The following is a 13466-nucleotide window of genomic DNA, read 5'->3' on the forward strand; positions in this document are numbered from 1 at the left end:
CGGGTGGCTGGAACACTGCGGGCATCGATTCGAGCTCACTCAGAAAAACCACTGAGCAATTTCAAACATGATGCCTATTTTGGCCCCGCTAAAGTGCATGCAATGCTAGTCTCATCAACTTATTTTTCGATAACTAAATTTTTGTGAAAATATTAATTTATCGATAACGGTATGTTACACTAATAAGTGCAAAACCAGTGGTAGCATGGATTAGGTGCTGTGAAAGTTATTGCTTTTTTAGTACAATCCTCGAAAAGTTCAGGTGAATAACTATCGGAACTAGCAAGTGCTACCGCGAAAAAGACTTTGGAGGGGTTCACATGCAGATTCGGCGATTCACAACCATTGCGGCTAGTTTAGCAATGGTGATTGCAGGATTAAGTGGCTGTGGTAATTCAACTAGCAGTCAAAAGAAGAGTAGTAGTAGCAGTAGTAGTAGTGCCAAGAAGACGACGGCGGTCACCACGTCAGCGTCGAAAACGACCTACACGTCACCGTCGGAATTGAAGTCGAAATACGACGTGATTATTGTTGGGGCTGGTGGTGCCGGGATGTCGGCCGCCTTGTCCGCTAAACAACACGGGTTAAAACCGGTTATTTTGGAGAAGATGCCCACGGCGGGTGGTAACACCTTGAAGGCGTCTTCCGGGATGAACGCCTCGGAGACGAAGATTCAAAAGAAGGACGGGATCAAGGATTCCAACCAGGCGTTTTATGACGAAACCCTTAAGGGGGGCCACGGTACGAACGATAAGGCGATGCTGCGGTTCTTCGTGGACCATTCGGCGAGTGCGATTGATTGGCTGGACGGCATGGGGATCAAGCTCAATAATTTAACCATTTCGGGTGGAATGACCGTTAAACGCACCCACCGGCCACAGGATGGGTCTGCGGTTGGTGGTTATTTAGTCAGTGGTTTGTTACGGAACGTCAAAAAGCAAAACATTCCCGTTTTCGTCAACTCTGACGTGACCAAGGTCAACTTGAAAAATGGTCAAGTTGCCGGGGTCAAGGTTAAAATCGACCAGGACCAAACGAAGACCATTCAGTCGAAGGCGGTCGTTGTTACCACCGGGGGCTACGGTGCCAGCAAGCAACTGATCAAGAAGTACCGGCCCGACCTAGCCAACTACGTCACGACTAACCAAAAGGGGAGTACCGGTGACGGTTTGAAGCTCGTGACGGATGCTGGTGGCTACTTAGTCGATATGGATAAGATTCAAATTCACCCCACGGTACACCAAAAACCAGCATACTTAATTGGTGAGGCGACCCGGGGTGAAGGGGGCATTCTTGTGAACGAATCGGGTAAACGATTTGTCAACGAGTTAAAGACCCGCGACCTCGTTTCGGCGGCCATCAATCAGCAACCTGGTAAGGACGCGTACGTCGTCTTTGATAGTGACGTTAAGAACCGGGTCGGCTCAATTAAGCAGTACCAAAAACTAGGCTTTGTGAAGTCGGCTGATTCTTGGAAGGCGCTTGCTAAAAAGATTAACGTTCCAGCCGATCAACTAGATCAAACGGTGACCCGGTGGAACCAGAACGTTAAGAATAAGAAGGACGCGGACTTCCAGCGGACGACCGGGATGGATAATCCGTTGAACGGCAAATGCTACGCCATCAAGATCGCGCCTGGGATTCATTACACCATGGGTGGTGTGAAGGTTAATCCTAAGACCGAAGTGTTAACCAAGGCCGGGCAAACCGTACCAGGGTTATTTGCGGCCGGTGAATTAACCGGTGGTTTACACGGTAGTAATCGAATCGGTGGGAACTCCGTTGCCGAAATCGTTATCTTTGGGCGCCAAGCCGGTGACCAAGTGGCAAGTTATTTGAAATAGGCGTAATTTAAAATAGATTCTCAGGATAGTCTCCGTGCTCACTGAGCAGGGAGGCTTTTTTGGCTTCTATACCAATTGGTGTTGCTATTGCCGCCAGCAGTGGGGGTCACCCGCTACGGTGATGCTTGGCACAGCGAGAATCATGTTAATAGCCGAAACGTGCGCCAAAAGTCAGCTGGCTCCGCTTAACCCCGTAAGTCAAACAATCCAAGCCCGGGATCATTCGCCTTACGCCGTTAATGCTCACCAGCTAACCGACTTTTGGCGCACTCTCAAAATCTTCATTTTTTCGTCGTAGAATTGTCAGCTTTTCGTCGGATGGGCACCACGGTTTCCGCGGCTTTTTTCACATTTGCCGCCTACAATGGGAAACATGTTGAACGGATGCCGTTTCAGCAATTTTACCAACCATGAGGGGTGACTTTCGATGACCATTCAAATTGCAATTGTCCTGATCACGCTTGGCGTGACCTTCGTCTTAATGGCGTTGGAAATCACCACCCCTAACGCCATCATCCTGTGCGCCCTTGCGTTTTTAATGGTCGTCGGGGTCCTATCACCGAGTGACGCCTTAGCGGGGTTTGCCAACGATGGGCTAGCAACGATCGCCCTCATGTACATCATGGCTTACGCAATCGCTAAGAGTAGCTTGCTGAACCGGGTGTTTAACCGCGTGCTCGGAAGCGGGCAGCGTGAGCGGCACTCCCTGTTCAGATTACTGACAAGCGTTAGCGTTTTGTCGCCATTCATGAATAATACGCCGATCGTTTCCACCTTGACGCCGATGCTTCAACGCTGGGCCAAGCAAAAGGGGGTCGCGGTTTCGAAATTTTTAATCCCGCTATCCTACGTCACGATTTTAAGCGGCTTACTGACCGTGCTTGGGACGTCAACCAACCTGGTGGCTCAGGGTTTACTTTCAAAATACCATCTCAAACAGTTTGGGACCTTTGACCTCGCCATCGTGGGGATTCCGGTGACAATCGTTGGGTTACTTTATTTACTCACAATTGGCTACCGGCTATTGCCCGCTAACTATGGCAGTAACGTCGACGCCGTGGTGGCCGAGCCCAACCGTTATTTAATTGAAATGTCACTGAGCGCGGACTTTGAGCATTTGAATCAAACCGTTGCGGCGGCTAAGCTCCGCCACTTATCCAGTTCATTTTTGGTGGCGATTAACCGCAATGGCGATGTCATCGTACCGGTGACCAACGCAACCATTTTACGGGAGGGTGACCGGCTGTACTTTACCGGCCCGGCCCAAGTGGTGAACGACTTAGTCCAAATCAAGGGGCTGCTCCCCAGTACCGAACAAATTGACATGGCTGATATTACCAATGAAACGGCCCGCTTAGTGGAAGTTTCAATTCCGGAAACGTCGAGCCTCGTCAATCGCAGTATTAAATCAAGCCGCTTTCGCAACGTTTTTGACAGCGTCGTGGTGGCGATTAACCGCAACACCGTTAACTTGCAGGGTCAGCTTGGCCGTATCCGGCTAAAGGCGGGGGATAGCCTGGTCGTGATTACAACTCGCGACCCCGAGGAAATGGCGCACCTCGCCGACCTGCACGTCTTTAACGTCCAACCAATTCAGACCAAACGACCGCGTTACCAGGAATGGTTACCGTTGACGCTGCTTGTGGCAGCGATCGCCGTTTCGACGCTCGGCTGGCTTGACTTGCTAGTGGCCCTAGCCGCGGCCTGCGTCGTACTCTTCGTCACTAAGTGCATTTCCGTTACGGACGTGGTCAAGGCGGTCGATTTAAACGTGTTGCTACTAGTTGCCAGTAGCTACGGCTTGGGACTCGCAATGTCCAACGTAGGAGCGGACCAGCTCATTGCCAAATCACTGGTTAAACTGGCCGGAGACGCTTCCCCGTTGCTCTACCTCTTTTTGTTATATTTCGTGACTAACTTTTTAACCGCGATCCTTTCGAACGCCGCGGCACTGTCGCTGATGTTTCCCATTGTAGTCTCAACCGCCAAACTGGAAGATTTGCCGGTGATGATGTTAGTCATGCTGATTACGATTGCGGCGACCGCGGACTTTTCGACCCCGATTGGTTACCAAACCAATTTAATTGTTTATGGGCCGGGGCAGTACCGCTTTAGTGATTATTTTAAAGTGGGGATTCCACTTAATTTAATTTGCATGGTCGTTAGTGTATTGGTGCTGTATAACGTTTATCTGGTTTAGTTTTTTTTCTTCTAGGGAGAGTGTGCCGAAAGCCAGCTGACTTTTGGCACACGTTTTGGCCATTAACATTTGGAAACACACAATAGGTAGTGACATTAGTCGCAGCCTATTTTTTATTGCCTAGCTAAGGCGGCCATCGCCAAATCTGGGTGCATCGATGCTTTATAGCCGAAACGTGTTCGGGCCAGCATGATCCTGCGGTTAGCTACGCCACTGACATCACGCCCACCCCGCGCAATGCCAGTGGCTAGGCTAATCCTCAGATCAACCCGCTGGCCCTCACACTCTGCCAAATTTACATCAATTTAATACCATTATTATAGTTTTTGTACCCACTGACCGGTACGTAAGGCCTGCCAGGTCGCGGTTACGCGTCCCTTTAATAAAAATTGCAATCTTCGGAACAAAACGCTAGTATTAGCCGGATAAAGTTGCTATACTAGCAAAGTTTGTGTTAAGTCAGACGTCAATTAATGAAAGGGGTGCGAAAATATGAACGATTTAACGAAGGGCAAACCATTGAAGTTGATTTTTTGGTTCACGATCCCGCTATTAATCGGTAACATTTTTCAGCAATTTTACAGTTTATCGGACACACTGATTGTCGGTCAGACCTTAGGCGTTAAGGCCCTGGCCGCAGTGGGGTCCACCGGGAGCGTGCAGTTCTTGATCATTGGCTTTGCCCAGGGACTGACGGCTGGGCTGTCAATTATTACCGCGCAACATTACGGGGCCCGCGATTACAAAGGGGTGCGCCGGAGCTTTGCCATCAGTATCGTCATCAGCCTGATCGTTGGTCTAATCTTAACGGCGCTGTCGATGGTGTTAGTCGATCATATTTTAGTCCTGATGCAGACGCCAGCCGACATCATGGTCAACGCCCGGACGTTTTTACAAATTATGCTGGGTGGGATGTTAGCGCCAATTGCGTTTAACCTCCTGTCCAACATTATTCGGGCGTTGGGAGATAGTCGCACGCCACTGTGGTTTTTAATTATTAGTTCGTTAATTAACATTGGCCTCGAACTCCTCTTTATATTGGTCTTTCACTGGGGAATCGCTGGCGCTGGCTGGGCGACCATCTTAGCGCAATTGTTAGCCAGTTTGATGTGCGTGGTCTACATTATTTTGAAGGTGCCCGTTTTACACATTGGTCGGCGGCACTTCCACTTAGTTGCTAAGGAAGTCCGGGCGCACCTAAACGTCGGGTTACCAATGGCGTTTCAAATGTCAATCATTGCGATTGGGACGATTGTTTTACAAGCGGCCCTCAATAGTTTAGGGACCAACTCGGTTGCCGCGACTACCGCCGCTCAAAAAATTGACCAGTTAGCAACGCAACCCTTGATGTCGTTTGGGGTTACGATGGCGACCTTCGCCGCGCAAAACTACGGTGCCAAGCAGTACGAACGGATTATTACCGGGGTTAAGCAAACGATGTGGCTCTCAGGGAGTTTCAGCGTGGCCGCTGGCTTGATTGAAATTATCTGGGGGAAACAATTGGTGGGCCTGTTCGTGGGACACCAGGACGTTGCGGTCTTAAACTTGTCGCAGACTTACTTTAACGTTATCGGGAGTACCTACCTGCTATTATAAATGCTATTTATTATGCGCAACACCTTGCAGGGGTTGGGGCGCAGCGTTGTGCCAACCTTAGCGGGGGCGGCCGAACTCTTTATGCGGGTTTTTGCCGCGTTAATTATGGTCCGCTTGCTTGCCTATCCGGGGGCGTGCAGTTCTGAACCGCTTGCCTGGTTAGGGTCGTGTGCGGTCTTGTTGCCGGCCTACATTCGGGCGGTCCGCGAATTGCGGCAACGGGCCCGGGATGAGCATACCGGGGGCGACCCAATCGTCACGCCGGTCGACGCCGTCGCGAAAAATAATTAGGACTTGCAAGTCAGTCGTTTTTTTGATAATATTTGTTATCAATTTTATTAAAGGAGTATCTCAATGGCCGTAGAATTAAAAATTGGCGATTATGTCCAAGGTAAGAAGTTTGCTTCATTAGAACATGATTTCAAGGGTGAAATCGAAAAAGTGTATGAAAATTCAGTTTTGATTTTGATTAAAGATTTCACTAAGTCCGATGAACCAATCGTGAATGAATACAATCACCGTGCGGTTGTACGGAAGGGTGACGCGAAGTTGATCAAGGCCGCCCCGAAGACGGCGAAAACTCCCGAAACAGAAGCGTAAAAAAATTTATAAATAACCATGACAACCAGAAAAATGTATGCTATACTTATTTCTGTTGTCAAATGCGGGTGTAGTTTAGTGGTAAAATTCAAGCTTCCCAAGCTTGCGTCGCGGGTCCGATTCCCGTCACCCGCTTTATTGAAAGAGTCTACTCAATCAATAAGCATTGGAGTGAGTATTACTCCTCGATTCATGGTCCGTTGGTCTAGCTGGTTAGGACGCCTGCCTGTCACGCAGGAGATCACGAGTTCGAGTCTCGTACGGACCGTCGATAGCGACGGTAAAGCATTCTTAGCGGAATGCTTTTTTTGTTGCAATTTGCAACTGGAGCTTAGTTAGGAGCCGATTTTAATGAAATTAACCTGGCAACCGCGCCCGTTTGAACAACTGAGCGCGGCAGAATTGCAAGCCATCTACAAGTTACGCGTTGCCGTGTTCGTCGTAGAACAGCACTGTCCGTACCAGGAAGTTGACGACTTGGATTTGACCGCCACGCACCTAATGGGCATTGACGAACACGGTCAGTTGCAAGCCTACGCCCGTTTAATGCGGGAACCGCAACGGCAGGCGCGCATCGGTCGTATTTGTGTTGCTACGGCTGCTCGCGGAGGTGGTTGGGGACAACAACTGGTGGCAACGGCTTTGCAGCAAATTCAGCAAGCTTGGCCGTTAACCCACCAAATCAATATTCAAGCGCAATTTTATCTCGATCGGTTTTACCGGTCGTTTGGGTTTCAGCCGGTCTCGGACGTTTACTTAGAAGATAATATTCCGCACCAGGATATGGTTCTGAGCTTAGGGTAGTCAAAGCGAATAAATTCTGTTATACTAACGCATGGTAAAAATTTACACGTTCGATGAGAAAGAGGAGTAAAAGCCACCGCTAATACAGCGAGTCCGGGATGCTGGGAGCCGGGCGTAGCGACCTTTGAAGCGCGCTTTTGAGAACGACAATTCGATAATTAAGTGGATGCAACTATCAATTAGAGTGGTACCGCGGGAACTCTCGTCTCTTACATGTTTACGGAATATGTAGGGGACTTTTTTTGTCCTGACAGACCGCTCGAGGAGGAACTTCAATGGATTACAAACAACTCGTTACTGACGCGCTGGCACCAGCCTTACCAGACTTGATGCCCGCCGACATCATGGCTAAATTGGAACAGCCCAAAACGTCCAAGCAAGGGGATTTAGCGTTTCCAACCTTTACGTTGGCTAAAATCATGCACAAGGCGCCCCAAATGATTGCCAGTGAGGTCGTTGATCAAATCGACCAAAGCAACTTCGAACAAGTCGTTGCCATGGGCCCGTACGTTAACTTCTTCTTTAAAAAGGCTGACTTTGCGGCCGATATTTTAAGCCAAGTTTTAACGAACGGCGGCCACTTTGGTGACGCCCAAATTGGTGAACAGGGTCAGGTTCCCATCGACATGTCGTCACCAAACATTGCCAAGCCAATTTCAATGGGCCACTTGCGCTCAACGGTTATCGGAAATTCACTGGCTAATATTTTAAGTAAGTTAGGGTACCAACCGGTTAAAATTAACCACTTAGGTGACTGGGGCACCCAGTTCGGTAAGCTGATCACGGCCTACAAAATGTGGGGGAGCGAAGCCGAAGTTAAGGCCGACCCAATCAACAATTTATTGAAATATTACGTGCGCTTCCACAAGGAAGACCAAGAACACCCAGAAATGGATGACGAAGCCCGCGAATGGTTCAAGAAGTTGGAAAATGGCGACGAAGAAGCGATGGCTCTGTGGAAATGGTTCCGTTCCGAATCCTTAAAAGCGTTCAAGAAGATTTACAAGCGTTTGGACATCGACTTTGACTCCTTTAAAGGGGAAGCCTTCTATAACGACAAGATGCAGGAAGTCGTGGACTTACTTGAAAGCAAAGACTTATTGCACGAAAGCCAGGGAGCCGAAGTGGTCGACTTAAGTAAGTACGACTTAAACCCCGCCCTGATTAAAAAGTCCGATGGCGCAACCCTGTACATTACCCGGGATTTGGCCGCAGCGATCTACCGGAAACGGACTTACGACTTCGTTCAATCGCTCTACGTCGTTGGGAACGAACAAACCAACCACTTTAAGCAATTGAAGGCCGTATTAACTGAAATGGGCTTTGACTGGGCCGACCAGATCCACCACATTCCGTTTGGCTTGATTACCTCAAACGGTAAGAAGCTGTCCACGCGGAGTGGCCGGGTGATTTTACTGGATAAAGTGCTGGACGACGCCGTTGACTTAGCACACGAACAAATTGAAGCTAAAAACCCAACCTTGGCTAACAAGGACGCGGTTGCGGACGCCGTTGGGATTGGCGCGGTTGTCTTCCATGATTTGAAGAACGAACGGATGAACAGTTTCGACTTCAACTTGGAAGAAGTGGTCCGCTTTGAAGGTGAAACCGGGCCCTACGTTCAATACGCCCACGCCCGGGCCGAAAGTATCCTGCGTAAGGCGGGGAGCCCGGTAATCGCTACGGACGGTCAACAATTAGCCGACCCCGCGGCTTGGGATACGTTGAAATTATTGAGTGAGTTCCCAGCCACGGTCGTTCGTGCCAGCACTGAATTTGAACCATCAGTCGTTGCCAAGTACGCAATTCACTTGGCGAAGGCCTTCAATAAGTATTACGGTAATACTAAGATTCTCGTAGAAGACGATCAATTAAACGCGCGCTTAGCCCTCGTTAAGGGTGTGAGCGTCGTCCTCAAGGAAGCCCTCCGCTTACTCGGGGTCAAAGCACCGGACGAAATGTAGTCCGCACTAAAATAAATCTTAACGTCGCGCGCCAGCCTGCTAAAACAGGATGGTGCGCGGCGTTTTAGTATGGGTTCTGTACCGGCTAGTGTTGATGCTGTCGCCAGCCAACCGGTGACCCCCGCTGCTGGCGGCAATTTTTGCCTATATTAGCATGGCGTCCACTTTAGCCATTCACGGAAAGGTAACTTACGGTACCAAATAGTCCGTCGCGGTGTTTTACGGGGGTGGTGCTATGCTTAAAGTTAACGAAAATGCGGTGACTTTGGGGGGAGCGCAATGAGTTTTTTGGAATTACGACACGTGACAAAAAGTTATCAAATTGGTAAACGCACCTACCCGGTCTTAAAGGACATCAACTTAAAGCTCGAGTTGGGCGAATTCGTCACGATTCAGGGGGAATCCGGTGGCGGCAAGACTACCCTGATCAACATTATTAGCGGTTTAGACCGCCATTTCGGGGGCGACGTACTGGTTGCTGGCCAGCCACTTGACCACTACCATGAGCGCCAACTTGATCAGTACCGCCGGGCAACGATTGGCTATATTTCGCAAAGTTATAACTTGATTGACCACCTGACCGTCCTTGAGAACGTCTTGTTAGCGCTCGACATGACCCGGTTGCACCGCGGAGCGCGCCTGCAACGCGCCCAGGACTTACTCGCGCAGGTCGGGTTAACGGCTCACCTGCATCAGTACCCGAACCAATTATCCGGCGGCCAAAAACAACGGGTCGCGATTGCGCGGGCGTTAGCGGGGAACCCGCAGCTTTTAGTTGCGGACGAACCCACCGGAGCGCTTGATGCCGATAACACCGCCGACGTGATGCGGCTGTTGCAGGCCATCGCCAAGCGCGGGCGGCTCGTCATCTGCGTGACCCATTCGCAACGCGTCGCCCACGCCGGGACCCGGATCGCACACTTAGTTGATGGTCGGTTGTGCGCCGAGACGGTTTTACAGCCCGCGCACCAGCCGGCTGCAGACGCCAGCACGCAATTGACGTCCCGAACGTTACCGTGGCACGTTTCGGCGTTAACCGCGTTTAAGCACATGTGTTACACCTGGCGCTGGAATACGCTCATCGTTTTAGGAACGGCGATCGGCCTGTTTGCGGTGATGTTGTTTAGTGCGCTGGGTAACGGGCTGAAGGGCTACATTAATGATCAAATCGACACGATTGTTGATCCGCAGTCGATCACGGTGATGCGTTACACGACTAACGCGAAGCAACAGGCGGAACAGTCGGTTGCCCAGGTCGATCCGGCGGTGACCGGGGCGATTGCGGACCACTTACCGACCTTTTCGGCGGCGCAACTACGAACTTTACGGGAGTTGCCCAACGTCGTCCGGGTGGAACCCGGAATTTCCACTTCAGACGCAACCATTAAGATTGGCCGGACGAGTTACTCAGCACCGGAGCTGACGACTTGGACCGGCATTGACTCGAAGGCCAGCGTGAAGGCGGGGCATCCGGCGGGAAATAATGAATTACTGTTGGATAAACGCACGATTGCGCAGAAGTGGTCGCCAAGTAACTGGCGGCAACTCGTCGGCCGACGGGTCACGGTGAGCTACCGCGTGTTGACCCCCGCTAACCAGTTAGCAACGGTTACCCGGCGGTTAACGGTGGCCGGCATCGTGGATAGTCCGTCGGGGATTGCACTGAACGCGGTCAATTACCAGACGATTCGGTCGATGAACCGCGCGGGGGGCGCCTCAACCCAACCGACCTTCGTCGCCGTACGGGTCAACGGTCAGGCGCAAAACGAGACCGTCGTTAACTTGATCAATCACATTCGCCAGGGCGGTAAAAAGCAGTTTGCGGCGCGGTCAATCGCGGCGACCCTGGTGACGGTCAATACCTACGTGGACCTCGCAACCGTCATTTTAGCGGCGATTGCCGGGATTTCGCTGCTCGTTTCAATTATCATGATTATCGTCACGATGTACATGTCAGTCAGTGCGCGGATGCGTGAAATTGGGATCTTGCGGTCGCTCGGGGAAAGCCGCCGCGATATTCGGCGGCTGTTTACCAGCGAAGCGGTCCTGTTGGGGCTGTTTAGTGCGACACTGGCAACCGGCTTTGCGTACGCGGCGAGCTTCTGGCTCGACCGGGTTTTGCAACGGATCGCGGGCTACCAGTTCATCCAGTTGCAGTGGCAAAGCGTGGCGTTGATTTTCGGGTTAGCGCTAGTCATCGTTTGGTTGGCAGCGTTATTGCCAGCCCGGCGCGCGGCGCGGCTCAATCCAATTGAAGCGCTAGCGGCTTAAAGTCAGGAGGAGTCGACCGTGGGATGGTTATTGTTAGGCATCGTGATTGGAATTGGCCTCCCGGTCCAAACGGGGGTCAATACCCGTTTACGGGACCAACTGGGGACTTGGCGAGCGTCCTGCACGTCGTTTGCCATTGGCAGCGGTTGTTTACTGGTCGGCTGGGGCGTAACCGCCCCAATGGTGCGGCCGGTGGCGTGGGCGCAACTCGCGTGCCAGCCCGGTTGGTTGTGGCTGGGCGGCTTACTGGGCGTGGCCTACCTAACGGGGAACCTGCTGCTCTTTCTGCGGTTGGGGGCCGTTCAAACGGTTTTGTTTCCAATTGCTGGCCAGGTTCTGATGGGTTTGCTGATTGATCAATTTGGTTGGTTTCAAGCGGCCCGGGTCCCGTTAACCGGCTGGCGGGTCGCGGGGGCACTGTTGGTGATGGCGGGTATTACGCTAACGGTCATTACCCCGCAGTCGCCGCGGGTGACGACGCAGCCCAGAGCATGGGGTTGGCAACTTCTAGGTATTTTACTGGGCATGCTGAGTGCGAGTCAAACCGCCATCAACGGGCGCCTCGGGCTGGTTTTGCATTCCGCCGTTGCCGCGGCCCTCATTTCGTTTTTAGTGGGGACCGCTGCATTAGCCCTCATCGTCGGATTGGCGCGGACGTCCACACCAGTTCACCACCCGGTAACTCCTTGGTGGGCGTGGACGGGCGGCTTCCTCGGGGCGCTTTACGTGCTGGGGAACGTCAGCTTAATGCAACGCCTGGGTACCGGGCTCACCGTGATGATTGTGCTGGTGGGCCTCGTCACCGGGAGTCTCCTAATCGACCAGCTAGGTTGGTTGGGCGCGCCTAAACGGGCCGTTACTTCCCGTCAATTGGTGGGCTTGAGCCTGATGTTAATTGGGGTGGCGGCGATTCGCCTTATCGGTTAACAAATTCGAATAAGTCGAACGTAAGCTCGGCTTGTTAGCGGTTTAGGTTAGTTAATTGAAGGAACCAAGTTGTTTATTGAAAATTAATTTAAGGGGCTAAAAAACTTTACTTTCATTCAAAATAGTCGGACTTGGTTTAATTGTGCACGGCCTTTAACAATGAGCTGGTTAGCAATTCAAACTCGGTTAATGCCGGTAAACACAGCGGTTAGGCCCTCATTAAACTGATTAACGCAGTTAAATTGAATCCGCTTTAAAGCTTTATCAGTTAATTCTCATTAATTAAAAAAGCGTGCGAACCGCGCGCAATAAAATACTAGTAATTCGCCAGTTATCCGGTTATGCTGTGGGTACTAAAAAGAAATTAGGGGTAATTAGCGTGAGAAAACAACCGCGTACACTGCTCATTGGTGGTACGCAAGCGGCCAGTGGCAAGAGCTTGCTAACCTTAGCCTTTGCGAACGTCCTGGTTGACCAGCAGTTGAGTGTCACCATCATTGAGTGTCAAAAAAACGTTTTAACTTGGACCCGGATCAGCCATTCTAAGCGCCACCAGTGGCAAACCGACGTTGAAACCGCCGAGCAATTGGAGACGTGTTGGTTTGACCTGCAGACGATCACGACCGATTATTTATTGATCGACCTACAAACGACCGGTGCCGAGTATGCGAGTGAAACTTGGCTCCTCAATAATTGTTGGCTGCCACTCGCTGACCAAGTCATTTTAACCTATGCCGCAACGACCGACGTAAACAATCAGCTATTCGAAGATCTCGGGCGGCTTCAATTTAGTATGGAATATACTAATAGTAACCCACAACTCTACACGGTCTTCAACGAATACGCGGCCAAGACACCGGTGGCGCAGACGATTGCCGTTCCCGAGATGGGGGCGTTTCACCGTGAGTTTTTCATGGAGCACGCGGAATTTGTCGCTTTAGACGTCCAACCGCTTGGACGCCTGCGCAACGCGCGCCAACGGCCCCAACTCGTGTTGGCGGACGCCGAGGACTTACTTTCTAAACTAAAATTAATTGCGTAATTTGAACTAGAACTAAAAAATGAGAGCGTGCCAAAAGTCAGTTAGCTAGTGCACGTTCTGGCAGTTATACACAAATAGGCCGTGACTAATGTCATAGCCTATTTTTCTACGGTTAGTCAAGCCCGGATAGTGGCAACTTGCCGCCTTACCGGTTGGTCCTAAAGCGGCTGGAAACATACTAATATAAGTGGTGAAAGAGATAGTTTGACGAAGCTGCT

8 protein-coding genes, 2 tRNA genes and 1 pseudogene are annotated in these 13466 nt (G+C 51.0%); all 11 read left to right on the forward strand.

Features of this window, described 5'->3' with window-relative positions; genetic code table 11:
- The first annotated feature begins 326 nt into the window (after positions 1 to 326).
- The 11 genes and pseudogenes from FFM79_RS10715 (at position 327) to FFM79_RS10765 (ending at position 13248) form a co-directional block, all read left to right on the forward strand.
- Positions 327 to 1844 carry a flavocytochrome c gene (locus FFM79_RS10715; protein WP_225424441.1) on the forward strand — a complete coding sequence of 506 codons (1518 nt, stop codon included), beginning with the start codon at positions 327 to 329 and terminating at the stop codon, positions 1842 to 1844.
- A gap of 427 nt (positions 1845 to 2271) precedes the next feature.
- Positions 2272 to 4044: an SLC13 family permease gene (locus tag FFM79_RS10720; protein WP_137643473.1), complete on the forward strand. Its 1773-nt coding sequence runs from the start codon at positions 2272 to 2274 to the stop codon at positions 4042 to 4044.
- A gap of 492 nt (positions 4045 to 4536) precedes the next feature.
- Positions 4537 to 5931 (forward strand): annotated as a pseudogene (locus FFM79_RS10725) (MATE family efflux transporter).
- Positions 5932 to 5994: 63 nt separating this feature from the next.
- Positions 5995 to 6240 carry a DUF2187 domain-containing protein gene (locus FFM79_RS10730; protein WP_137643474.1) on the forward strand — a complete coding sequence of 82 codons (246 nt, stop codon included), beginning with the start codon at positions 5995 to 5997 and terminating at the stop codon, positions 6238 to 6240.
- Positions 6241 to 6304: 64 nt separating this feature from the next.
- Positions 6305 to 6375: transfer RNA gene (locus FFM79_RS10735), tRNA-Gly, on the forward strand.
- A gap of 59 nt (positions 6376 to 6434) precedes the next feature.
- Positions 6435 to 6508, forward strand: a tRNA-Asp gene (locus tag FFM79_RS10740).
- A gap of 83 nt (positions 6509 to 6591) precedes the next feature.
- On the forward strand, positions 6592 to 7044 hold the full coding sequence (locus FFM79_RS10745) for a GNAT family N-acetyltransferase (protein WP_137643475.1): 453 nt from the start codon (positions 6592 to 6594) through the stop codon (positions 7042 to 7044).
- A gap of 275 nt (positions 7045 to 7319) precedes the next feature.
- Positions 7320 to 9008 (forward strand): arginine--tRNA ligase, encoded by a 1689-nt coding sequence (gene argS, locus FFM79_RS10750; protein WP_137643476.1) that lies wholly within the window; start codon positions 7320 to 7322, stop codon positions 9006 to 9008.
- A gap of 279 nt (positions 9009 to 9287) precedes the next feature.
- Complete coding sequence (locus tag FFM79_RS10755; protein ID WP_137643477.1) at positions 9288 to 11279, forward strand: ABC transporter ATP-binding protein/permease; 1992 nt, start codon at positions 9288 to 9290, stop codon at positions 11277 to 11279.
- Between the two features lie 18 nt (positions 11280 to 11297).
- Positions 11298 to 12206, forward strand: coding sequence for a DMT family transporter (locus FFM79_RS10760; RefSeq protein ID WP_137643478.1), 909 nt, complete (start codon positions 11298 to 11300; stop codon positions 12204 to 12206).
- Positions 12207 to 12585: 379 nt separating this feature from the next.
- Entirely contained in the window at positions 12586 to 13248 is a 663-nt protein-coding gene (locus FFM79_RS10765) for a P-loop NTPase family protein (RefSeq protein ID WP_137643479.1), read from the forward strand.
- The last annotated feature ends 218 nt before the right edge of the window (positions 13249 to 13466 follow it).

Source organism: Lactiplantibacillus modestisalitolerans, assembly GCF_005405425.1.
Taxonomy (GTDB): Bacteria; Bacillota; Bacilli; order Lactobacillales; family Lactobacillaceae; genus Lactiplantibacillus; species Lactiplantibacillus modestisalitolerans.